General features: G+C 61.9%; 21 protein-coding genes. 1 reads left to right on the plus strand and 20 read right to left on the minus strand.

Annotated features, from left to right (window positions below; all coding sequences use genetic code 11):
• Positions 1 to 51: 51 nt before the first annotated feature.
• The 8 genes from N8H74_RS05325 to argH form a co-directional block, all read right to left on the minus strand.
• On the minus strand, positions 52 to 1,230 hold the full coding sequence (locus tag N8H74_RS05325) for an MFS transporter (protein WP_217829886.1): 1,179 nt from the start codon (positions 1,228 to 1,230) through the stop codon (positions 52 to 54).
• A gap of 16 nt (positions 1,231 to 1,246) precedes the next feature.
• A complete protein-coding gene (locus N8H74_RS05330; RefSeq protein WP_217829887.1) occupies positions 1,247 to 2,620 on the minus strand; it encodes an MmgE/PrpD family protein in 1,374 nt (457 codons plus the stop codon).
• Entirely contained in the window at positions 2,617 to 3,519 is a 903-nt protein-coding gene (locus N8H74_RS05335; protein WP_217829888.1) for a polysaccharide deacetylase, read from the minus strand. Before N8H74_RS05335 ends, N8H74_RS05330 begins: the two co-directional genes overlap by 4 nt.
• Positions 3,512 to 4,357, minus strand: coding sequence for a polysaccharide deacetylase (locus N8H74_RS05340; RefSeq protein WP_217829889.1), 846 nt, complete (start codon positions 4,355 to 4,357; stop codon positions 3,512 to 3,514). Before N8H74_RS05340 ends, N8H74_RS05335 begins: the two co-directional genes overlap by 8 nt.
• 222 nt (positions 4,358 to 4,579) lie before the next feature.
• Positions 4,580 to 5,404: an ABC transporter substrate-binding protein gene (locus N8H74_RS05345; RefSeq protein ID WP_217829890.1), complete on the minus strand. Its 825-nt coding sequence runs from the start codon at positions 5,402 to 5,404 to the stop codon at positions 4,580 to 4,582.
• Positions 5,405 to 5,442: 38 nt separating this feature from the next.
• Entirely contained in the window at positions 5,443 to 6,207 is a 765-nt protein-coding gene (locus N8H74_RS05350; RefSeq protein WP_217829891.1) for an amino acid ABC transporter ATP-binding protein, read from the minus strand.
• A 20-nt stretch (positions 6,208 to 6,227) separates the two neighbouring features.
• The gene (locus N8H74_RS05355; protein ID WP_217829892.1) at positions 6,228 to 7,106 is read right to left on the minus strand and encodes an amino acid ABC transporter permease; all 879 of its coding nucleotides are present in this window, start codon (positions 7,104 to 7,106) and stop codon (positions 6,228 to 6,230) included.
• 86 nt (positions 7,107 to 7,192) lie between these two features.
• Positions 7,193 to 8,620, minus strand: a complete 1,428-nt coding sequence (gene argH, locus N8H74_RS05360; protein ID WP_217829893.1) for an argininosuccinate lyase — start codon at positions 8,618 to 8,620, stop codon at positions 7,193 to 7,195.
• 298 nt (positions 8,621 to 8,918) lie between these two features.
• Here argH and N8H74_RS05365 point away from each other — a divergent pair, with 298 nt between their 5' ends.
• A complete protein-coding gene (locus tag N8H74_RS05365) occupies positions 8,919 to 9,884 on the plus strand; it encodes a LysR family transcriptional regulator (RefSeq protein ID WP_217829894.1) in 966 nt (321 codons plus the stop codon).
• Here the strand turns inward: N8H74_RS05365 and N8H74_RS05370 are convergent.
• The 12 genes from N8H74_RS05370 to arnB all read right to left on the minus strand — a co-directional run bounded on the left by N8H74_RS05370 (position 9,848) and on the right by arnB (position 21,510).
• Positions 9,848 to 10,396, minus strand: coding sequence for a GNAT family N-acetyltransferase (locus N8H74_RS05370; protein ID WP_262146490.1), 549 nt, complete (start codon positions 10,394 to 10,396; stop codon positions 9,848 to 9,850). The genes N8H74_RS05365 and N8H74_RS05370 overlap by 37 nt on opposite strands.
• 14 nt (positions 10,397 to 10,410) lie before the next feature.
• Complete coding sequence (locus N8H74_RS05375; RefSeq protein WP_262146491.1) at positions 10,411 to 10,686, minus strand: type II toxin-antitoxin system RelE/ParE family toxin; 276 nt, start codon at positions 10,684 to 10,686, stop codon at positions 10,411 to 10,413.
• Positions 10,686 to 10,958 carry a ribbon-helix-helix domain-containing protein gene (locus N8H74_RS05380; RefSeq protein WP_217829897.1) on the minus strand — a complete coding sequence of 91 codons (273 nt, stop codon included), beginning with the start codon at positions 10,956 to 10,958 and terminating at the stop codon, positions 10,686 to 10,688. Before N8H74_RS05380 ends, N8H74_RS05375 begins: the two co-directional genes overlap by 1 nt.
• Before the next feature lie 150 nt (positions 10,959 to 11,108).
• Positions 11,109 to 12,710, minus strand: a complete 1,602-nt coding sequence (locus tag N8H74_RS05385; protein ID WP_225929863.1) for a glycosyltransferase family 39 protein — start codon at positions 12,708 to 12,710, stop codon at positions 11,109 to 11,111.
• Complete coding sequence (locus N8H74_RS05390) at positions 12,707 to 14,086, minus strand: UDP-glucose/GDP-mannose dehydrogenase family protein (RefSeq protein WP_217829898.1); 1,380 nt, start codon at positions 14,084 to 14,086, stop codon at positions 12,707 to 12,709. Before N8H74_RS05390 ends, N8H74_RS05385 begins: the two co-directional genes overlap by 4 nt.
• Entirely contained in the window at positions 14,083 to 14,487 is a 405-nt protein-coding gene (arnF, locus tag N8H74_RS05395) for a 4-amino-4-deoxy-L-arabinose-phosphoundecaprenol flippase subunit ArnF (RefSeq protein WP_217829899.1), read from the minus strand. Before arnF ends, N8H74_RS05390 begins: the two co-directional genes overlap by 4 nt.
• Entirely contained in the window at positions 14,484 to 14,828 is a 345-nt protein-coding gene (gene arnE, locus N8H74_RS05400) for a 4-amino-4-deoxy-L-arabinose-phosphoundecaprenol flippase subunit ArnE (RefSeq protein WP_217829900.1), read from the minus strand. Before arnE ends, arnF begins: the two co-directional genes overlap by 4 nt.
• Entirely contained in the window at positions 14,825 to 16,474 is a 1,650-nt protein-coding gene (gene arnT / locus N8H74_RS05405) for a lipid IV(A) 4-amino-4-deoxy-L-arabinosyltransferase (protein ID WP_262146494.1), read from the minus strand. The genes arnE and arnT overlap by 4 nt, the downstream gene beginning before the upstream one ends.
• On the minus strand, positions 16,471 to 17,355 hold the full coding sequence (gene arnD / locus N8H74_RS05410) for a 4-deoxy-4-formamido-L-arabinose-phosphoundecaprenol deformylase (protein ID WP_217829902.1): 885 nt from the start codon (positions 17,353 to 17,355) through the stop codon (positions 16,471 to 16,473). Before arnD ends, arnT begins: the two co-directional genes overlap by 4 nt.
• Positions 17,355 to 19,346, minus strand: a complete 1,992-nt coding sequence (arnA, locus tag N8H74_RS05415; RefSeq protein ID WP_217829903.1) for a bifunctional UDP-4-amino-4-deoxy-L-arabinose formyltransferase/UDP-glucuronic acid oxidase ArnA — start codon at positions 19,344 to 19,346, stop codon at positions 17,355 to 17,357. The genes arnD and arnA overlap by 1 nt, the downstream gene beginning before the upstream one ends.
• On the minus strand, positions 19,343 to 20,365 hold the full coding sequence (arnC, locus tag N8H74_RS05420) for an undecaprenyl-phosphate 4-deoxy-4-formamido-L-arabinose transferase (protein ID WP_217829904.1): 1,023 nt from the start codon (positions 20,363 to 20,365) through the stop codon (positions 19,343 to 19,345). The genes arnA and arnC overlap by 4 nt, the downstream gene beginning before the upstream one ends.
• A complete protein-coding gene (gene arnB, locus N8H74_RS05425; RefSeq protein WP_217829905.1) occupies positions 20,362 to 21,510 on the minus strand; it encodes a UDP-4-amino-4-deoxy-L-arabinose aminotransferase in 1,149 nt (382 codons plus the stop codon). Before arnB ends, arnC begins: the two co-directional genes overlap by 4 nt.
• Positions 21,511 to 21,627 lie beyond the last annotated feature (117 nt).

The following is a 21,627-nucleotide window of genomic DNA, read 5'->3' on the forward strand; positions in this document are numbered from 1 at the left end:
TGCCGATGAAACTGGATGCTGACAAATTCATATAAATGCACTTTCAATGCATTATTTTTGATCCATTGCCACGCGACGCCCGCTCATGAAGCAAAGGAACCCGCCCATCGCCGTGAGCGTGCCCAAGGCGTAGAACATGGTCGGCGCCGGGGTGTGCATCAGCAGGAAGCCGCAGATCACCGGACTCAGTGCGCCACCCAGGGCCGCCAGGTTCTGCGCGCCGTAGTAGCTGCCGCGCAGTTCTTCCGGGGCCAGAGTGTCGACGAACAGAAACTCCGAGGGGTAAATGATCATTTCGCCGAGGGTGAAGATGAACATCGCGACGCACCAGCTCAGCAGGCTGTCGGCCAGGCTGAACCCGATCAGGCCGAGGATGAACAGGCTGGTGCCGGCGGCAATCCAGTAGCGCAATTTCTCGCGGCTGAGGAAGCGACCGATCTGGTATTGCAGCAGGATCACCGTGATGGCGTTGCAGGCGAGCAGGGCGGCCATGGTTTGCAGGGCGCGTTTCGAATCTTCGACCACCAGCAGGTATTGCGACAGGTACAGGGTGAAGCGGCCATGTACCACGGTGCTGAGCAGGCAGCCGCAGGTGAACATGATCAGTGTGCGGTCGTTTTTCAACGTGACCAGGGTTTTCAGAAAACTCTGCGGCTGACCGACGGGGGTGACCGGGTTGGTGTCCTTCGGTATCCCGCTCATCAAAAAAATGCTGCCGAAGGCAATGGCTGCGGCAATCAGAAACGGCGCGATCGGGTAGACCCCGGCAATCACCACGCCGAGCATGGGGCCGGTGGCGTAGCCGATGTTGGTCAAGGTGTAGCGCAGGGAAAACGCCTTGGCCCGTTGGCTCATGGGCAGGTTTTCGCTGAGGATCGCCTTCGAACCGATCAGGAACAACGCCGATGCGGTTTCAGTGATGACCAGGGTCGCGGTGGTCAGGTAGAGGTTTTGCGCAAACGTCAGCAGTACGAAACCGACGGCGCTGGAGAGCATCGCCAGGATCAGCAGACGGCGCTTCTCCAGGCGGTCGATGATGTAGCCGCCGTACAACGCCAGCAGCGTGGCGATGAACACCGCGATGCCCAGCAACAGGCCGACGTCCTGCTGGTTGAGGCCGAGTTTGTTGCTCAGGAACAGGGTGAGCAAGGGACTGGTGATCGCACGGCTGACGACGATGGTCAGCGAGACGATCATCAGACGGCGGATGACGAGCGAGTAAGTGGCCACGGTGGTGCGAATGTCCTTATTTCAATGCATGTTCACTAAAAGTCTGTAGCGGTGTTTCAAGCACCGCGACCGATTCCAGCTGTTCCAGTCGCCACAGATTTTCCAGCAGCGTCTCGGCGCGCTCTCGCGAAATCGCCCGCAGCGCCAGGCTGAAAAACTTTTCCTCCAGCGCCGCATCGCTCAGCGGATTGCCGGGAGCGCCCAGGGGCACCTCGACACACAGGCGCGCCTCGCGCCCATCCACGGTTCGCACGCGGACCCACGGCTCGCCATCCTCGGACAGTTGCCCGTCCACTTCAAGGTGAATGCGCGCCAGCCATTCGGCGATACGCGGGTCTTGCCGCTGCCCTTGGTCGTAGGCCTCCAGCCGGCAATGCCCATGTACAAGGCGGGCGGCGAGGGCGTAGGGCAGGCTCATTTGCGCTGCCGCCAGACTGCCGATGTCACGGCCGCCACACATGTCCTGGAGAAATCCGCACAGGCTCACCTGAACGTCTTCAACCTGATCGGCCTCGACCTGCAACTGCTCCAGCAGCAAGCCGAGTGCATCGATTGCCGAATGCGTGCCGCGACAGGCGGCATAGGGCTTGATCGAGCATCGCGCAAGTTTCCACACATGCCCCAGATCGGCGTCCAGCGCTTCAGGGTGCGCGCTGTCGGGGGCCAGGGTCTTGAGAAACCCTCCCCACACATCTTCGAACAGCATCGACGGCCCGCTGACGCCTTCGCGGGCGAAACTGGCGGCGAGCAAGCCACCCTCGGCGGCCCGACCGCTGTGCAGTTTTTTGCTCAGCGAGCCGTCATGGATAAAGGCCCAGACACCACCGCTGAAACTGCCGGCGATGCCCAGTGCCGAGACAGTTTGCGGCACGCTCAGCCCGAGTATCCGCGCGCAGCCCGCAGCGGCGCCGAACACACCGCAGGTGGCGGTGGAGTGCCAGCCGGCGCCGTTGTGCGCCGAGTAGCTGCCGCAGGCTTCCAGCACCCGCCGACCGATTTCGTAGCCGATCACCACGGCGGTGATGAACTCGCGACCGCTGACCGGCCTGTCGACCATCGACAGCGCGGCCATCACCGCCGGCAACACCACCGCGCCGGAATGATCGCAGCCGCCGGTGTCGTCGAGCTCCAGCGCATGCGCGGCGATGCCGTTGAGCATGGCGGCATGGCCGGGATTGGCGCGCAGTCCCGTGCCCCAGATCAGCGCGGATCCCGAGCCGACAGCCAACACCTGACGCGCCTGCACCGCCACCGAACTCTCGGCCCCGGCCAGCGCCGCGCCGAACGTATCGAGAATGTGCCGCTTGGCTTGATTCACCAGCGCCGGAGGCAAATCCTCAAAACCTGTCTCGACGCAAAACCGCGCCAACCGCTGCATGCGTTCTGTCATACCAGATAGTCTCGGTAATGGCGTTCATACACCGACGCCGGATGATCCGCCGTCACCGGTTGTGCGGTTTGCGTCCACCACTGCGCCACTTCGGCGCCGGTGGCGATCCACACGTCGTCATGCTGTTGAATGCCTTGCAGCAACTCGCGCAGCACACCGATGCGTCCGGGTGTGGCGATGATTTCCGGGTGCAGGCGCAGCACGTAACACAGACCGAAGCGGTGGAACCCGGCGAAGTCCATCTGCAAGTTGCCCAGGGTGTGGCTGTAGGAAGCGATCCGCGATTGCGCCGGGGGCACCGCCGGACTGAGGTTGAAGGCGAAGTAGGGCTCGTCTTCCAGTTCGTAGTGCAGCGGCACCTCGATCACTTTGGCAGCGGTCGGATGGATGAAGGGCAGGTCATCGCCGCGCCACGAGGACGACCACTGAATGCCGTGGTCCTGCAAGGCTTCGATAAACCCCGGCGCGCCATTGCCGGCGGGAATGCGAAAGCCGCCGGGGCGCTTGCCGGTAAGCGCTTGCAATGCGGTGCAACCCTTTTCGACCTCGGCACTCTGCGCCGCCAGATCGAGCAGGTCGTAATCCTGGTGGCGGTAACCGGCGCAGGCAATCTCATGGCCGCCGGCCTGGATCGCGGCGATGTGCTGCGGGTTTTCTTCGGCGACGATGCCGGGGACGAACCAACTGCTGGTCACCCCGAGCTCCTTGAACAGAGCGAGCAAACGCTCGACCCCGCGCTGCGTGCCGTAGCGCCACACCGACAGGGTCTTGTCGCGCCCGGCAACTTCCGGGGCCTGGGTGAGGATGCCGTGGATGTCGTTGTAATCGACGGTCAGCACCACCGCGCAGCGCTTGCCATCCGGCCAGACCTGATTTGGCGAGTGTTTGGAGTCAACCATGGTGATGCTCCTTCAGCCACCAGCGGGCGACGTCGCGGCAGGTGGCGAACCACACGCCATCGCGCTGGCGCATGTGTTCGAAGAGTTGTTCCAGCAACAGGATGCGCCCCGGCTTGCCGGTGATTTTCGGGTGGAACAGGGTGGTCAGGCACAGGCCTTCGTCCATCGCGCCGTCGTATTCGCGCTTCCAGTTGTCGAGGGTCAGCGCGTAGCTGGCGGTGCGGTCGAGACCGGAAGGGAAGTTTGGCGCGCGGGTGTAGGCGAGGGAGGCATAGTCGTCCATCTCCCAGCGCCCGGGGATTTCCACCAGCGGTGTGCTGTGGCCGGGGACGCTGACCAGGTACGGGCGGTCGTCGCCGCGCATGCTGCTGGAATAGATGACGCCGGCGTCGGCGAGCATTGCCGGGGTTTCCGCGCGCCAGTCACCGGACGGCGTGCGAAAGCCCTCGGCGCGGATGTGCAGGTGTTGCCAGAACACCGCTCTGGATTTGTGCATCACGGCCTGCTGCTGTTCCAGCGTCAGGGCGTAGAAGGATTCGTGTTTGTAGCCGTGATAGGCCACTTCATGGCCGCGCTCGACGATGGCCTGGCATTGTTTCGGCCAGTTTTCGACGACCCAGGCCGGGACGAAGAATGTGGTCGGAATGCTGAAGGCGTCGAGCAGGTCGAGCAGGCGGGGCAAGGCGCGATAGGGGCCATAGCCGCCGAAACCGAAATACTCCGGTTTGCGCCAGATCGAGCCGTTGAGCATGGCGTCGCCGGTCGGGCCGTCGAGGTCGAAGGCCAGGGCGAGGCAGGCTTTGTGCCGGTCGGGCCAGCTGGGTTGGGGGGAGGACATGGGTGCGGCGCTCCGGTGGTGGGTCGGTGGGATCTTCTGCGCGGCGGGATCGAACCCTCACCCCAACCCTCTCCCGGAGGGAAAGGGAGCAGATCCTGGTGTTCTTCCGACCTGCGTCTGCCTGAAAAACCGAGCCGAACACAGACCTTGAACAGCATGAAGATCAGCTCCCTTTCCCCCCGCTTCCTGGGGGGAGAGGGTTGGGGGAAGCGATCTCGAGCCTTACTTCCCGGCGTTGATCGTCACTTCCTTGATCGCCCCCAGTTCCAGATCCCACTTCTTCAGGATCGCGCCGTAGCTGCCGTCATCGACCATGCTCTGCAACGCCACTTTCAGCGCCTCACTCAGCTCAGGCTTTTTATTGCTCACGCCCAGACCGCTGAACTGCACGGAAATCGGTTGGCCGACGGTCTTGTACATGTCCTTTTCCTGAGTCTTCAGGTAGGACAGGGTTTCGCTGCCCTGCATCGCCGCGTCGATCCGGCCCTGACGCAGTTGCGCGCGGGCGTCTGCCGAGCCTTCGGTGCCGATCACGCTGATCGCCGGTTTGCCCGCCGCTTCACAGTGGGCCTTGCTCCACTCGGCGATTTCCGCCGGGAAAGTGGTGCGGCGGCTGGTGCCGACTTTCTTGCCACAGAGGTCGGTGATTTCGTTGGTCGCCGCGTTTTTCTGCAAGGTGTAGAACTGCGGGCCGCTGGTGAAGTAGTCGACGAAGGTCACGCTCTTCTGGCGTTCGGCGGTGTCGGTCATGCCTGACAGCACGGCGTCCACACGGTCGGTCACCAGCGCGTTGATCATTTGCTCGAAGCCGGTTTCCTGCCACTTGATCTTCACCCCCAGACGCTCGGCCAGGGCGTTGCCCAGGTCGTAGTCCAGGCCGGTGAGGGTGTTGGTGGCCGGGTCCTTGAAGTCCATCGGCGGGTAGTTGGGCATGATCGCGACGACGATCTCGCCCTTGTCCTTGATGCTGGCCGGCAATTCGGCGGCCACGGTGAAGCCGCAAGACAGGAGGGAAGCGAGTGCTGCTGGAATAACGAAGTTCTTCATGGTCGTTCTCTTATGAGTGTTGTGGCGCCAGCCGGCGCTTAGGTTCGAACGGCAGAAATGAAGCTTTGGGTGCGTGGGTTTTGTGGGCTTATTAGTATCTCTTCGGGGCTTCCAGCCTCCACGATCTGGCCGCCGTCCATGAACACCATGCGGTTGGAAACCTCCCGGGCGAAGCCCAGTTCATGGGTGACGACGATCATGGTCATGCCGGTCTGCGCCAGATCGCGCATCACCGACAGCACCTCACCGACCAGTTCCGGGTCGAGTGCCGAAGTGGGTTCATCGAACAGCATCAGTTTGGGTCGCATCGCCAGCGCACGGGCGATCGCCACACGTTGCTGCTGACCGCCCGATAACTCGATCGGGTAGCTGTTGCACTTGTCGGCCAGGCCGACCCGGGCCAGCAGTTCCATGGCTTCTTCGTGCGCCTCCTTGGGCGAGCGCTTGAGCACCTGGCACGGGCCTTCGATGATGTTTTGCAGCACGGTCATGTGCGGAAACAGGTTGAAGCGCTGGAACACCATGCCGGTGGCCAGGCGCTGACGGGCGATCTGCGATTCCGTCAGCTCGTGCAGTTTGTTGCCGACGACGCGATAGCCCACCAGTTCGCCATCGACCCACAAACCGCCCTTGTCGATCTTCTCCAGTTGATTGACGCAGCGCAGCAGGGTGCTCTTGCCCGAGCCCGACGGGCCGATGATGCACAGCACTTCGCCTTGCTCGACTTCGATGTTGACGTCCTTGAGCGCGTGGTACTGGTCGTAATATTTGTTCAGGGCCACAGCCTTGACGATGCTTCTCATGTGCGATTCTCCTGCGCGGCTTACGAGCGCTTGCCGGCGCCGCGAGCGAAACGACGCTCCAGACGGCTTTGACCAAAGGACAGGACGGTGACGGTGGCCAGATACCAGATGCCGGCGACGATCAGCAGCTCCATCACCCGGGCGTTGGCGTAGTAGATGTTCTGGGCGTTGTAGAGCAGTTCCGAGTACTGGATCACGCTCGCCAGCGAGGTCATTTTCACCATGCCGATGAATTCGTTGCCGACCGGCGGAATGATGATCCGCATGGCCTGGGGCAGGATGATCCGGCGCAGCGCTTGCAGGCGTGGCATGCCGATCGACTTGGCGGCTTCGTACTGGCCGGTGTCCACCGACAAGAGGCCGGCGCGCACCACTTCGGCGGTATAGGCGCCTTGGTTGATGCTCAAGCCGAGCAGTGCAGCCACGAAGGGCGTCATCAGGCTGACGGTGTCGAGTTCGAACAGACCGGGAATGCCGATGGTGGGGAAAATCAGTGCCAGGTTGAACCACAGCAGCAGCTGCAGAATCAGCGGCGTACCACGGAACAGCCAGGTGTAGGTCAGCGCCACGTAGCGCAGGATCGGGTTGGCCGACATGCGCATGATCGCCGTGATCACCCCGAACACGATGCCCAGCGCCATGGCCAGCACGGCCATGATGATGGTGTTGAACAGGCCCCACATGATCGCTTGCGAGGTGAGGAACTGGCCGATGTACGACCATTCGATCTTGCCTTCGGCGAAGGCCCGTACCAGACCAAGGATCGCGATGACGATCACTGTGGCGAAGAAAATCCGCCCGTAATAACGCCGGGGGACGTGCTGGTACTGGGTGATGTCGAACTGGTTTTCGGCCAGTTTGCGCTCCGCCTGGAGTCGTTCTGCCTGAGTCTGGCTCATGGTGTTTCTCCGTACACTGTTCTTACAAATCAACCACTGCCTGGGGGAGCGGGCAGGCCCGGTTCCCACAGGTGTTGTGGTGTGCCTTACAGGCGGAAGCCCTGATAGTTCTCGGTCCACTGTTGCTGCGCCGCGAGGGCGGTTTTCAGGCGGCCGATCTGCTCGCGAACCTGTTGCGGCGCAGTGCCGCCCCAGCCATTGCGGGCGGCGATGGCGGCTTCCAGGGTCAGGCTGTCGCGCACATCGTCGGTCAGGCGCGGGTCGATCTCGGCCAGCAGTGCCGGCGAGGCTTCCCACAATTCGATCCCGTGTCTTTCGCAGGCCTGGACCAGCGCGCCGGTGATTTCGTGAGCCTCCTTGAACGGCACGCCGCGCACCGCCAGCCAGTCGGCCACTTCGGTGGCAAGGGTGAAACCCAGCGGGGCCTGACGCCGCAGTTCGTCGACGTTGACGGTCATGGTCGCGACCATCCCGGCCATGGCCGGCAGCACCAGCAGCAGGGTGTCGACGCTGTCGAGCACGCCGTGCTTGTCCTCACTGAGGTCGCGGTTGTACGACAGCGGCAGCGACTTGAGGGTGGAGAGCAGGCCGGTCAGGTTGCCGATCAGGCGTCCGGCCTTGCCCCGCGCGAGTTCGGCGATGTCGGGGTTTTTCTTCTGCGGCATGATCGAACTGCCGGTGGCGTAGGCGTCATCCAGATCGACCCAGCGGAACTGGCGCGACGACCACAGGCAGAACTCTTCGGCCAGGCGCGAGATGTTGATCCCGAGCATGCTGGCGATGAACAGGAATTCGGCGACGTGATCGCGGCTGGCAACGGCGTCGATGGAGTTTTCGCAGACCCCGGCGTAGCCCATTTCCTTTGCCGACGCTTGGGGCTGACGGGCGATCGCGGAACCGGCCATGGCGGCGGCACCCAGCGGCGACAGCGACGTGCGGGCGTCCCAGTCCACCAGACGTTGCACGTCACGCAGCATCGATTGCGCGTGGGCCAGCAAGTGGTGGGCGAACACGATCGGTTGCGCCTGCTGCAAGTGAGTGAAGCCGGGGCAGATGCTTTCGACGTGCCGTTCGGCCTGGCCGACCAGCGCTTGTTGCAGGGCCAGCACTTCCACCGCCAGGGTGCGGACGTGGTCACGCAGGAACAGGCGCAGGTCGTTGGCCGTCTGGTCATTGCGCGAACGGCCGGCACGCAGCTTGCCACCCAGCGCGCCGAGGCGTTCGGTCAGCAGGCGTTCGATGAAGGTGTGGACGTCTTCGTCGTCCAGCGTCGGGGCGATGCGCCCGGCACTGAAGTCGGCACCGATGCCATCCAGGGCTTCGAGCATGGTGCGGGTTTCCTGCTCGTTCAGAAGACCGGCGCGCTGCAGCTCTCCGGCGTGGGCCTTGGAGCCGGCCAGATCGTACGGCGTCAGGCGGAAATAACGCTCCGGGCAACGGGACAGGGCCGCCAGGGCTGCGGAAGGGCCGCTTTTGAAACGGGCGCCCCAGAGACGGTCGGTGGTTTGAGACATTTGTTGTTTTCCTCGTCGGTAACGCGAACTGAAATCGGATGCATGACCCCGGAATTTGCGTTGGAAAAACCAGTGGGCGAATTCAGGTCAAAGCAGTTTTCAAGAGGGCAGTTGCAATGTGGCGAGAGCTGATCGAAGTGTCAGCTTTTGATGTTTCGAGATCAGTGTTATGGCACTGATGTGCTGGATTTTTTGGCGGTTGCCAAGCCTTGTTTTCTGTGTTCATTATTATTGGTCGGCGATGTTTTTGTTGTTGGACACAGATTGTTGAACATTGCGCCAGAGGTAAATCAGCATTATGGAAACCCCACTTTCCAATTCCGGAAACCCGCCGATCAAGACGGCTCATCGAGCACCGCTGGCCCTGAGCGGACTGGACTTCAAACTGCTCAAGGTGTTCAAGGCCGTGGTCGAGGCTGGCGGCTTCAGCGCCGCGCAAAACGAGCTGAACGTGGGCCTTGCGGCCATCAGCAAGCAGATTTCCGACCTGGAAATCCGCATCGGCATGCGCCTGTGCACCCGGGGCCGGGAAGGGTTTCACCTGACCGAGGAAGGGCGCCTGGTGTACCAGGCGTCGATTGATCTGTTTGCGTCGGTCGACAACTTTCGTGATCGGCTTAGTTCGGCGCAGAACGAACTTATCGGCGATCTCGGGGTGGGCGTGATTGACAATACGATCAGCGATCCTAATTCGCCGTTAGTTGCTGCGCTTAAACGGATGAATGAAGAATCTCCGAAAGTAAGATTTCAACTTCAGGCCGCACAGCTGGATGAGATTGAAAGAGGCGTGGTAGAGGGACGGTTAGTTGCCGGGATAGTTCCGGTTTATCAACGTCGCGAAGAGTTCGATTATTACCCGCTGTATGAAGAACGCTCGCACGTCTACTGTGCGGTCGGCCATCCGTTGTTCGACATGCCCGAGACACAAATGGACGGCGACGTGCTGCAGCAATACGAGTGCATCAACCACCGCTACGCGATCCATCGCGACAAGCTGAACTACACGCGCTATGACAGTTTTTCCGCGTCGGCGACCCAGGTCGAAGCGGTGGCGTTGCTGATCAAGACCGGGCGTTTCGTGGGCTTTTTGCCGCAGCATTACGCGGCCACGCTGGTGGTGGCGGGCCAGTTTCGCGCGGTGCTGCCGGAGCGGATCAACATCGTCACGCCGTTCAACCTGATCCTGCGTCACAACACCGTGCGTAGTCCGCTGGTGAAAGCCTTCGCTCAGGCGATGGGTGTCGATTTAAAGGCATCAGCCTGAAGCGTCAGGCGCATGGCGCAGCGGCGTTCGGCGGGCAATCCATGGACGCTTTCGTTATTCAACACGCCGGTTAAATACGCACCGGTTTGTTCAACGCTCAATAGCATGAAACCCAGACGTTGATAGAACGGTGCATTCCACGGCAGATCGCGGAAGGTGGTCAACGTCACGGCCTGAAGTTGTTGCCAGTGTGCATGTTCAATCGCCATCAACAGCAACTTGCGACCGATGCCCCGCCCCTGGAAGTGTTGGCTGACGGACAATTCCTCGACATGCAGTTGGTTGTCGACTTGCACCGCCCTTAGAAACCCTGAAAGTTGCCCCTGCGAATCCTCCGCCACCCATACCCGGGCCTGCTGGATCGCCTGCAAATGCTGCTGTGCATCAGGCACTTCGGCATCGGCCAGCCAGGCCAGTTGCGGGTCAAGACGAAACAGCCCGGCGGCAGAACGTTCGATGGCGGGGAGGGCAGGGGCGTCGGCGGGAAGTGCGGGCCGGATGGAAACAGTCATATCTTGATTTGGCCTTATCGATCCTCGCGGGTATGCCACACGCGCAGCAGATAAATAATGGTGGCTTGGATTTCGTAACGCAGTTCGTAGTGGCCGACAATAATTCGGCGCACGTCACGAGGCTCAAATTCTTCCAGGCGCTCACCAATTCGAGGATTACCCAGCAAGAGGTTGGGAGCAGCCACAAGCTGTTGAACCGTATGCGCGGCGGCTGGTTGATTGACTGCAGCCAGAAATTCGTAGAGCCGGGAAACGTCGGAAAGCGCCTTGCTTGTCCACTTCAATTCCATCAGCGCGGTACCGGTAATGGAGCGTCGGTGCTCAGGCTGTCAGCCCATGCCTGGACAGCCTGGTGGTCAATCACGCTACCTGCGTCAACATCGGCCAACGCCTCGCGGGTCAGGCGACTGCGTTCTTCTTCCTGGTCTATCCATGCGGACAGAGCCTGCTTGACGATCCAGTTCTTGGAGCGTTCCAGACGCTCGGCCATTAAATCGACCTTCTCTGCCAGTTGCACAGGGACATGAGCCGTGACGGATCGAGTCTTGGCAGTCGTAGCCATGATCATTACTCCAATGCTGGGAAATACTGCTTGCATGCAGTTGGCGTCAACCGGGCGTAGCGTTCGCGAGCGTCATAGAGGCTGAATAACCAGAAATTAATCATAGTTAATAAGATTGAATCGTCAAGTCACGCGCCACCTTGGGTCTTTCTAAAAAGACCCAAGGCGCAGTAAGACGTAATCGTTCTTGTCAAAGCGTCCGCTCAACACCGGCTGCAATGAACCCAAAGGCGTGTCCTTCAGGGCCTTGAAGTCATTGAGATCCATCATCAGCCACGCCGGGCCGTGCAGCGCTTCGAGCTCCTGAATGGATTCGCTGAACTGCGGTTGCAGGTCCTGGCCGATATTGACCATGAACTTGATCGCCTTGGCGTCTTTGCCCATGCCATGCAGCACCAGCGGCGCGGGGTTGCGCTGAACTTCGGCGAACGCCGCCTGGCTGAACGCCTGTGTGTCGTACAGGCGCCGTTCCACCGGTTCGAACACCAGCACATACATCGACCAGACCGCCAGCACCGCGCTCAGCGCCAGGACTTCGGCACGCCAGCGCGGCATGAACAGCCGCGACAACGCCAGCACTTGCAAGGCGTTGAGCACCACCAGCACCAGGGTCAGATCAGCCAGCGCCTCGGGAAAACGTTGCCGTGCCACCAACAGCCCGACCGCCAACAATCCCGGAGTCACCAGCCATAGACTCTGAATCCCCACGCGCAACCAGCCGAACAACCGGCCGTGCAGCACCTGAAACGGATACGCCGCGATGATAGCCGCCATGGGCAGCATCGGCAGCAGATAGCGGGCCTTTTTTGCCTGCGGGATCGACAGGCCGACCATCACGATCAACCCGGCCGCCGCGCAATATTGCACCAGACGCAGGGCTGGGCCGCGCTGGCGGGGTTTGCTCAGCCACGCCGTCGCCAGGGCCAGCAGGGCCAACGGATATGCCAGCGCGTAGTTGCCCAGGGAACTGGTGAAGTAATACAGCGAACCGCTGACGCCTTCGCTGCCGTCCATGCGTCCCATGAACTGCATGCGAATCACGTCCGCGCGAAAGGCCGGACCGCCGCTGAGGTCCGCCAGCCACAACAGCAGGCCGACGCACGCCGCCAGCAGCACCGCTGCCAACGCGCCAAAGGTCCAGAACCGCGACCACTGGCGATCCAGCAGGTAATAGCTGCACAGCATGCCGGTCGGCACGACGAGACCGATGGGGCCGCGAATGCCGAAGCCCAGCAGCAACAGAACGAAGACCAGCGGCCAGCGCCGGCCGGCGCCGAAGTGATCGTGGGCGTAACCGAGGTAGAACACCGCAAACGCCACGGCGGCCAGCATCAGGTCCTGAGACACCGCTCGCACTTCGGTGATGAAGGTGATCGAGAGCGTCAGCATCGCGATGCTGAGCCATGCCCAGCGTTGCGAATGGGGTGCCAGCAAGCGATACATCAACGTCACGATCAGCGCCCCGGCGAGCGCACTGGGTAGCCACGCCGCCAGGCTGTTGACTGCGCCGAACGGCAACGACAACAGCCAGACAAACAGCGTCGACAGCGCCGAATAATCGGCATACGGCTGACCGTAGGTGGTGGGGAAAACCGTCGGCCCGTGCCGCAGCATCTCCTGGGCGAACAGCACGAAGCGCGAATCGAAACCGATCGGCGCCTGTGCGTAGACCCCGGCGATGAACAGCAGCAACGCCAACAGCCCTGCGATCAGCGACTGCCGGCGAATCGCCGGTGACAGGCCGCCGTTCAAGCGACGTCAGACGTGTGAGGCCACTGATTGAGTGGAATCGGCAGCGTGCGCGACTCCCCGCGACCCATCGGGAAATACTTGAAGCCGTTGCGCGCCAGACGCTCGGCGTCGTACAGGTTGCGGCCGTCGAAGATCACCGGGGCATTGAGGCGTTGCTGGATCAGGTTGAAGTCCGGTGCCTTGAACTGCTGCCATTCGGTGCAGATGATCAGCGCATCGGCGCCCGGCAATACCGATTCCGGGGTGCCCATCAGCATCAGCTTGGGTTCGTCGGGGTACAGATGCTGGGTTTCCTGCATCGCTTCCGGGTCGAACGCACGCACGCTGGCGCCGGCGGCGAACAGCGCTTCGAGCAGTACGCGGCTTGGCGCATCGCGCATGTCGTCGGTGTTCGGCTTGAACGCCAGGCCCCACAGGGCAAAGGTTTTGCCGCGCAGATCGCCCTTGTAGAACGCGTTGATCCGCTCGAACAGCTTGTGTTTCTGCCGCTGGTTGATCGCTTCGACCGCTTGCAGCAAGTCGCTGGAGCAATGGGCTTCCTCGGCGCTGTGGATCAGCGCGCGCATGTCTTTGGGGAAGCATGAGCCGCCGTAGCCGCAGCCGGGGTAGATGAAGTGGTAGCCGATGCGCGAGTCAGCGCCGATGCCCTGGCGTACCGATTCGATGTCGGCGCCCAGGTGTTCGGCCAGCTCGGCGATCTGGTTGATGAAGCTGATCTTGGTCGCGAGCATGCAGTTGGCGGCGTACTTGGTCAGCTCGGCGCTGCGCAGGTCCATGAACATGATGCGATCGTGGTTGCGGTTGAAGGGCGAGTACAGGTCGCGCATCACATCGCGGACTTCCTCGCGTTCGCAGCCGATAACGATGCGGTCCGGACGGCGGCAATCGGAAACCGCCGAACCTTCCTTGAGAAATTCCGGGTTGGAGACGATATCGAACTGCAGCAGGCGGCCGGCCTTGACCAGAGCCTTTTCGATATGGGTGCGCAAGGTGTCACCGGTGCCCACGGGCACGGTGGATTTCTCCACCAGAATCAGCGGCGCTTCACGATGCCGGGCCACGGCGTCGCCGACCGACAGCACGTAGCGCAGGTCGGCGGAACCGTCCTCGCGGGACGGCGTGCCGACGGCGATGAACGCCACCTGACCATGCTGTACGGCGAGTTTTTCATCGGCGGTGAATTGCAGGCGCTTGCCGTCCAGGCCCTCGCGGACCAGGCTGGCGAGCCCCGGTTCGAAGATGCTGACGTGGCCCTGGCGGAGCAGCTCGATTTTCTTTTCATCGACGTCCATGCACACCACGTCATGGCCGACTTCGGCCAGCACGGCTGCCTGGACAAGACCGACATAACCGCTACCAAATACTGTGATTTTCATGGCGAACTCCTGAGTTCAGGCGCACTTACGGGACGCGAATTGATCGTGATGACACCGAGCATGACCAACGCCACGCCCAGCGATCTGGAAAGACTGAAGGTTTCGTGAAACAGCGGCAGGCTGGCCGCCAACAGGTACACCAGCGCATAGCTGATGCTCAGCAGCGAATAGGCCCGGCCCAGCGGCAGGTCGCGCAACGCCGCCAGCCAGCACAGCATCGACAGCGCATAGGCGACGATCGCCGTGAACACCACGGCCAGCGCGGCCACGTCGATATGGCTGAGGCTCAGCCATTGCTCCGGTGGCGGCAGGCGCGTCATGCTCCAGCGCATGCCCAGTTGCGCAGCGCTGACCAGCCCGACGCTGGCGAGGGCAAAAAAGATTCCGCGACGAGTGCTCATGCGTGCTGCCCCAACAACGCCACGCCGCCGAGTACCAGCGCCACACCGAACCAGTGCCGACGGTCGATGTGCTCGCGGAACACGAAGCGGGCGATCAGGGTGATGATCACGAAGTTGAGGCTGAGCATCGGATAGGCGATGCCGACGTCCAGGCGTTGCAACACCAGCAGCCACACCAGCAGGCCGGCGCCCAGTGCACACAAGGCCACCCACAGCCAGGGCGTGCGCAGTTTGTCCGCCCAGGACGAGTCGGCACCGCGCCAACTCTCCACGGCATATTTCTGCGCGACCTGGCCCAGGCACGTCAGCAGGCAAGCGATCAGCAGCAATAACAGGCTCATGACGGATCCTTGGGCAGGATCATCATCACCAGATTGCCCTGTTCGTAACGGATGCCATCCTTGGGCAGCTTGTCGAGCTCGTCCAGTTCGTCCTGCCCCTTGACCCGCATGATCACGCCGACCGAGCCGCTGCGGCGCGCTTCGCGCATCCACTGCTGCACTTGATCGGTATCGACCCGCTGTTGAATGCCGTCAGGATAGGCAAGGCCATATTTCAGTTCGCCTATCGTGTTGTACAACGCGACTTGCGGGCGTTTCAGACGCCAGGCCAGGGCTGACGCCGCGCCCAGGTCGTTGCTCAGTAGGTGCGAGGTCGCAGCCAGTTCGGCCACATGCGGGCGGATGAACTGATCGGGGGTCTTGTTGGACACCACCGATTGGGGCAGGGCGGCCGGCAGCAGCGCCACCAGCAGCAGACTGCCTACGGCCGGCGCCGCCCAGCATTGCAACGGGCGGAACGCTTGCAGCAGGTTGCTGATGATCCAGCCCACCAGCGCAATGAACACCAACACCAGGCTGTGCAGTTCGTGGTCGTAGAGCGGACGCTTGATCTGCACATAGACCAGCGCAATCAGCACCACCACGCCCAGCACCAGGTTCAGCAGGCCATTGATGCCCAGCGCCCGTTCTTGTTCCAGGCGCAGGCGATCGGCCAAGGCATGACCCAGCAGCAAAGCTACAGGCAACAGGCACGGCAGGATGTAGGTCGGCAGCTTGCCGTTGCTCAGGCTGAAAAACACCAGCGGCATCAGCACCCACAGGCCAAGGAACGCGATGCTCGCTTCACGCCGGGTCTGCCACGCCTGTTTCAACGCCACCGGCAACATGCCGACCCACGGCATGCTGAACGCCACCAGCAGCGGCAGGTAGAACCACCAAGGCGCATCGTGCTGGGCATCGTCACCGGCGAAACGGCGGATGTGCTCATGCCAGAAGAAGAACCGCCAGTAGTCCGGTTCCTGGGCGTGTACCGTCAAGACCCACGGCAGGCTGATGAGAATCGCCACGACCACCGCCACCGGGCCGAACAACAGCAGCTCGCGCCAGCGTTTCTGCCAGATCATCCACGGTAGTGCGATCAGCACCGGCAGCAGCCAGGCGAGAAAACCCTTGGTCATGAACCCCATGCCGCATGCCAGCCCCAGCACCGCCCAGGCGGCGAGGCGCTGACGATGGCTGCGGCTGTCGAGGGCAAACCACAATGCAACCAGGCTCAAATTGACCCAGAAGGTGAACTGCGGATCGAGGTTGGCATACCCACCCTGGCCAGCCACCACCGTGAAGCTCATGTAGAGCAGGGCGCAGACGAAGCTCTTGCGCGGGTCGTTCCAAAGGCGCCGGGCGATCAGGAGGCACAACAGCACGCTCAGCCCGGTGGCCAGCACCGAGGCAAAGCGCACGCCGAACAGGTTCTGCCCGAACAACGCCTGGCCGATCGCAATCATCCAGTAGCCGGCGACCGGTTTTTCGAAGTAACGCAGGCCCATGAAATGCGGCGACGCCCAGTGGCCGCTCAGCAGCATTTCCTGGCTGATCTGCGCATAACGGGTTTCATCGGGAATCCACAAGCCATGGCTGCCCAGCGGCAGCAGATAGGCCACCAGGAAAATCCCCAGCAGCAACGGCAATGCCCAGCGTTTGCTCATGCGCCTTGCACTCCCAGCCAACCTTCACGGCCTTCGAGGGCGCCACGTTGCACACGGCCGACCGGCAGTGTGTTGAGGAACTCGGGCAGCAGATTGCCCAAGGGTTGGAAATCAATCTCGCGTTGTCGCGCGTCGATCAATAACCGTCGAAAATCTTCAGCCATCAGAATCCCTTCTACTTCAGCGTGAATCGTGTAGACGTTCAGTTGCTGCGGGCGGAACCGATCAAGGATGAAGGCGTTGAAATCCTTCGCCGCGACATCGGGGCCGACCACTTCATCAAAGGTAGGCAGATCCACCGGGATCTGCGGTGTACCCGCCGAGCCATCGGCCAGTTGCGGACGAAACAGGCGCTGCCCACGGCAATCGCTGTTGTAGCGAAAGCCGAAGGTCTGCTTGGCTTCGATCACGCGTTCGTCCGCGCGCCAGCCGGCAGCGGCCGAGCACTGGATCTTCTCGCCGAGAATGTCGCTCAGGGTGTCGACACCCCGGCGAATCTGCTCGATCAACTGCGCATCGCTCCAGCGCCCGGCATTGGCCTGCCAGCCATGGTGATCCCAGGCGTGCAGGCCGACTTCATGACCGGCGTCCCGGGCCTGACGCATCAGGTGCCCGAGATCGCGACCGATCGGTTTGCCCGGCCAGGCGGTGCCGGCCAGCAGAATGTCCCAGCCATACAGGCCGGCAGCGTTGGAACGCAGCATTTTCCAGAGGAACTGCGGACGGATCAGGCGCCACAGATGCCGGCCCATGTTGTCCGGGCCGACACTGAAGAAAAACGTTGCCTTGATCTGCGCCTCATCGAGCATTTCCAGCAGTCGCGGCACGCCTTCACGGGTGCCGCGATAGGTGTCGACGTCAATGCGTAGACCGGCCTGCATCAGCGCTTGTCCGCGATTTCAAGCATGGCCTCACGCAGGAAGAAGTCGAGCGTGTTGCCGATGGTTTCGCGCATTTCCACGGTCGGCTCCCAGTTCAGCAGGCGCTTGGCGTTGGCGATGCTTGGCTTGCGGTGTTCCACGTCTTGATAACCGGCACCGTAGAACGCCTTGCTTTCCACGTCGCGGAAACCGGCGAACGGAGGGAAGTTGTGGCGCAGCGGGTGAGCTTCGAACTGACGCAGCAGCTCTTCGCCCAACTGGCGGATGCTGGCTTCGTTGTCCGGGTTGCCGATGTTGATGATCTGGCCGTTGCAGACGTCGTTGTCGTTATCGATGATCCGCGCCAGTGCCTCGACGCCGTCAGCGATGTCGGTGAAGCAACGCTTCTGCTCGCCGCCGTCGAACAGACGGATCGGGGTGCCTTCCACCAGGTTGAGGATCAACTGGGTGATGGCGCGGGAGCTGCCGATACGCGCCGAATCCAGACGGTCCAGACGCGGCCCCATCCAGTTGAAAGGGCGGAACAGGGTGAAGTTCAGGCCTTTGGCGCCGTACGCCCAGATCACGCGGTCAAGCAGTTGCTTGGACACCGAGTAGATCCAGCGCTGCTTGTTGATCGGGCCGACGATCAGGTTGGAGCTGTCTTCGTCGAAGTTCTTGTCCTGGCACATGCCATAGACTTCCGAGGTCGACGGGAAGATCACGCGCTTGTTGTATTTGACGCAGTAGCGCACCAGCTTCAGGTTTTCCTCGAAGTCCAGTTCGAATACGCGCAGCGGGTTGCGGGTGTACTCGATCGGGGTGGCGATGGCCACCAGTGGCAGCACCACGTCGCACTTCTTGATGTGGTACTCGATCCACTCGGAGTGAATGCTGATGTCGCCTTCGACGAAGTGGAAACGCGGATGGTCGCGCAGACGGTCGATGGCGTCGGAACCGATGTCCAGGCCATAGACTTCGTAGCGATCGTCACGCAGCAGGCGCTCGGACAAGTGGTTGCCGATGAAGCCGTTGACGCCGAGGATCAGTACGCGGGTGCGACGCGGCGCACGGCCGGATTCGGCGCCGCGCAGCAGCGAGCCGTCGACCAGACCCAATTCGTTGGCCAGTTGCGGGCCGCTGAGATACAGGCCGTTGTCGTTGCGCTGACCGGCGGTGATCACCAGCGAATCTTCGCCACAGGCAATGCGCAGCGGATCGACGCTGATCACACGGCCCGGTGCCTGGCCTTCGTTGCCCTTGACGACTTCAGCGCTCCAGACAATCAGCTTGTGCTCGCCCACGGCGCAGAACGCGCCCGGATAAGGCCGGGTCACGGCACGCACGAGGTTGAACAGTTGCTCGGCCGGTTGTTTCCAGACCAGTTTGCCGTCCGCCGGGGTACGACGACCGAAAACCGTGGCCTTGGACTCGTCCTGCGGGGTTTCGGTGATCTTGCCTTGCAGCATGTTCGGCAGGGTGTCGCGCAGCAGGTCGCTGGCGGCGGTACGCAATTTGGCGTGCAGGCTCAGACCGGTGTCGCTGCGCTCGATGGCCACGCGTTGCTGGGCAACGATAGCGCCGGCATCGGCGCGCTTGACCATGCGGTGCAGGGTGACGCCGGTTTCGGTTTCACCGTTGACCAGCACCCAGTTGGCCGGAGCGCGGCCACGGTAACGTGGCAGCAGGGAGCCGTGCAGGTTGAACGCGCCTTTTTTACCGAGCGCCAGCAGTGGCTCGCTCAGCAGGTTGCGGTAGTAGAAGGAGAACAGGTAGTCCGGATTGAGCTTGCTGATGCGCTCGATCCACAGCGGGTGATTGACGTCTTCCGGCGCGTGAACCGGGATGCCTTTCTGCGCGCACAGTTGGGCGACCGAGGCGTAGAACGCGTTTTCTTGCGGATCATCGGCGTGGGTGAACACCGCTGCGATGTCATAACCGCTGTCGAGCAGGGCTTGAATGCCGGCGCAGCCAATATCGTGGTAGGCGAAGACAACAGTTTTTGCACTCATGAGAGAACCTGATCGGACGAAGTGGAAGAAGACAGACCGTCAACAGTGACGGCAGGTGCTGGTGCGGCAGGGTGGCTACGCAGCACTTTTTCAATGAAGAATCGTGGGCGGGCGCGCACGTCGCTGTACATGCGGCCCAGGTATTCGCCAAGCAGGCCCATGCCGATGAACTGGCCACCGGTGAACACGAACAGCACGGCGAACAGCACGAACATGCCGTCACCGGCCCAACCTGCGCCGAACGCCAGGCGCAACACGATCAACGCAACCGCGAACAGCACGCCGAGGCCGGCCATGGCGAAGCCGACGATGCTCAGCAGGCGCAGCGGTGTGGTGGTCATGCAGGTGATCAGGTCGAACATCAGATTGATCAGGCGCATCGGGCTGTATTTCGAGTCGCCATGCTCGCGCTCGGCGTGAGCCACGACGATTTCGCTGGTGTGGCGGGCAAAGCTGTTGGCCAGAATCGGGATGAACGTGCTGCGTTCACGGCAGGCGAGCATCGCGTCGATGATCGTGCGGCGATAGGCGCGCAGCATGCAGCCGTAGTCGCTCATGGCGACGCCGGTGGAGCGTTGCACGGCGAGATTGATCAGCTTCGACGGCCAGCGACGCAGGGCCGAGTCCTGACGGTTGCCACGCACGGTGCCGACCACGTCGAAACCTTTTTCGGCCTCGGCCACCAGCCGTGGAATTTCTTCCGGCGGGTTCTGCAGGTCGGCGTCGAGGGTGATGACCACGTCGCCCTTGCATTGCTCGAAACCGGCCATGATCGCGGCGTGCTGGCCGTAGTTGCGGTTGAGAATGACCGCCACGAACGGGCTGTTCTCGGCCGAGGCGGCGTCTTCGAGCATCTGCGCGGAGTTATCGCGGCTGCCGTCGTCCACCAGCACGATTTCGTATTCATGATTCAGTTGCGCGCAGGCCGCTGCGGTACGACGCAGCAACTCCGGCAGGCTGTCTTCTTCGTTGTAGACCGGGATAACGATCGACACGCATTTAATCGGATAAGGTCTCAAGGGCGTTTTTCCATAAGCTGTTCAATGGCACCGACTACGCGGTCCAGATCCTGGTTGGTCATATCGGGAAACAAAGGGATCGAGCACAGCCGTGCAGAGTTCCATTCGGTGTTGGGCAAGTACAAATCCGGGTCACGCTGGCGATACCAGGTGTGCAGGTGAGTGGCGATGAAATGGATGCCGGTGCCGATGCCTTGCTCCTGCAAGCCCTTCATGAAGGCTTCGCGATCCAGGCCGCAGCGTTCGCTGTCGATGCGCAGGATGAACAGGTGCCAGGCGTGCTGTTGCGGATAGTCCGGCACTGTCAGCGGTTGCACCGGCAGGCCTTCCAGGCGCTGATGGTAGAGACCGGCCAGTTCAGTACGACGCGCGTTGATCGCGTCCAGCCGCTCCAGTTGCACCAGGGCGATGGCGGCGTTGATATCGGCCAGGTTGTATTTGAAGCCGGGTTCCATGACCTGGGCCTGTGGCTTGCGGCCGTGGGTCAGGCGGTCGTAGGCGTCGACGCCCAGACCGTGGAACTTGAGCATGCGCACGCGATTGGCCAGCGCCTCGTCATCGGTGACGAACATCGCGCCTTCGGCGCAGGTCATGTTCTTGATCGCGTGGAACGAAAAGATCGCTGTGCCTTGGGAACCGACATGGCGACCCTTGTAACGGGTGCCGGCGGCATGGGCGGCGTCTTCGATGACGGCAATACCGTGCTTGTCGGCCAGGGCGTAGAGCGGGTCGAGATCGAACGCGGCACCGGCGTAATGCACCGGGATGATCGCTTTGGTGCGCGGGGTGATCGCCGCTTCAATGCGCGCGGCGTCGGTCATCAGCGTGTCGCGGTCAACGTCGACGAACACTGGTTTGGCGCCGAGCAGGGAAATCATGTTGGCGGTCGACACCCAGGTCTGCGACGGCGTGATGACTTCATCGCCAGGGCCGATCCCCAAAGCCAACAGCGTAATGTGCATACCGCCGGTGGCGGACGACAATGCCACGGCATGTCGGCAACCGACGTACTGTGCGAATTGTTCTTCAAGTGCCTGGTTTTTCGGCCCGGTGGTGATCCAGCCCGAGCGTAATACCTGCTCTACGGCCGCAATTTCTTCATCGCCAATACTTGGGCGGGAAAAGGGGAGAAACGCCTGACTCATGAACACCTCAATACCCGGAAACAGAAAATGAACCCAGTCGCAGGCTGGATCCAATCACAGCATAGACGCGAAAAAAACATCTGCATCAATAAGTTGGCTAAACGACACACCGTCGGG

Origin of the sequence: Pseudomonas sp. B2M1-30, from assembly GCF_025447575.1 — a bacterium.
GTDB classification, from domain to species: Bacteria; Pseudomonadota; Gammaproteobacteria; order Pseudomonadales; family Pseudomonadaceae; genus Aquipseudomonas; species Aquipseudomonas botevensis.

Coding starts and splice junctions, on each gene's coding strand:
- N8H74_RS05330 (WP_217829887.1), bottom strand. CDS start 2,620: ATGACAGAACGCATGCAGCGGTTGGCGCGGTTTTGCGTCGAGACAGGT.
- N8H74_RS05335 (WP_217829888.1), bottom strand. CDS start 3,519: ATGGTTGACTCCAAACACTCGCCAAATCAGGTCTGGCCGGATGGCAAG.
- N8H74_RS05340 (WP_217829889.1), bottom strand. CDS start 4,357: ATGTCCTCCCCCCAACCCAGCTGGCCCGACCGGCACAAAGCCTGCCTC.
- N8H74_RS05345 (WP_217829890.1), bottom strand. CDS start 5,404: ATGAAGAACTTCGTTATTCCAGCAGCACTCGCTTCCCTCCTGTCTTGC.
- N8H74_RS05350 (WP_217829891.1), bottom strand. CDS start 6,207: ATGAGAAGCATCGTCAAGGCTGTGGCCCTGAACAAATATTACGACCAG.
- N8H74_RS05355 (WP_217829892.1), bottom strand. CDS start 7,106: ATGAGCCAGACTCAGGCAGAACGACTCCAGGCGGAGCGCAAACTGGCC.
- argH (WP_217829893.1), bottom strand. CDS start 8,620: ATGTCTCAAACCACCGACCGTCTCTGGGGCGCCCGTTTCAAAAGCGGC.
- N8H74_RS05365 (WP_217829894.1), top strand. CDS start 8,919: ATGGAAACCCCACTTTCCAATTCCGGAAACCCGCCGATCAAGACGGCT.
- N8H74_RS05370 (WP_262146490.1), bottom strand. CDS start 10,396: ATGACTGTTTCCATCCGGCCCGCACTTCCCGCCGACGCCCCTGCCCTC.
- N8H74_RS05375 (WP_262146491.1), bottom strand. CDS start 10,686: ATGGAATTGAAGTGGACAAGCAAGGCGCTTTCCGACGTTTCCCGGCTC.
- N8H74_RS05380 (WP_217829897.1), bottom strand. CDS start 10,958: ATGGCTACGACTGCCAAGACTCGATCCGTCACGGCTCATGTCCCTGTG.
- N8H74_RS05390 (WP_217829898.1), bottom strand. CDS start 14,086: ATGAAAATCACAGTATTTGGTAGCGGTTATGTCGGTCTTGTCCAGGCA.
- arnF (WP_217829899.1), bottom strand. CDS start 14,487: ATGAGCACTCGTCGCGGAATCTTTTTTGCCCTCGCCAGCGTCGGGCTG.
- arnE (WP_217829900.1), bottom strand. CDS start 14,828: ATGAGCCTGTTATTGCTGCTGATCGCTTGCCTGCTGACGTGCCTGGGC.
- arnT (WP_262146494.1), bottom strand. CDS start 16,474: ATGAGCAAACGCTGGGCATTGCCGTTGCTGCTGGGGATTTTCCTGGTG.
- arnD (WP_217829902.1), bottom strand. CDS start 17,355: ATGCAGGCCGGTCTACGCATTGACGTCGACACCTATCGCGGCACCCGT.
- arnA (WP_217829903.1), bottom strand. CDS start 19,346: ATGAGTGCAAAAACTGTTGTCTTCGCCTACCACGATATTGGCTGCGCC.
- arnB (WP_217829905.1), bottom strand. CDS start 21,510: ATGAGTCAGGCGTTTCTCCCCTTTTCCCGCCCAAGTATTGGCGATGAA.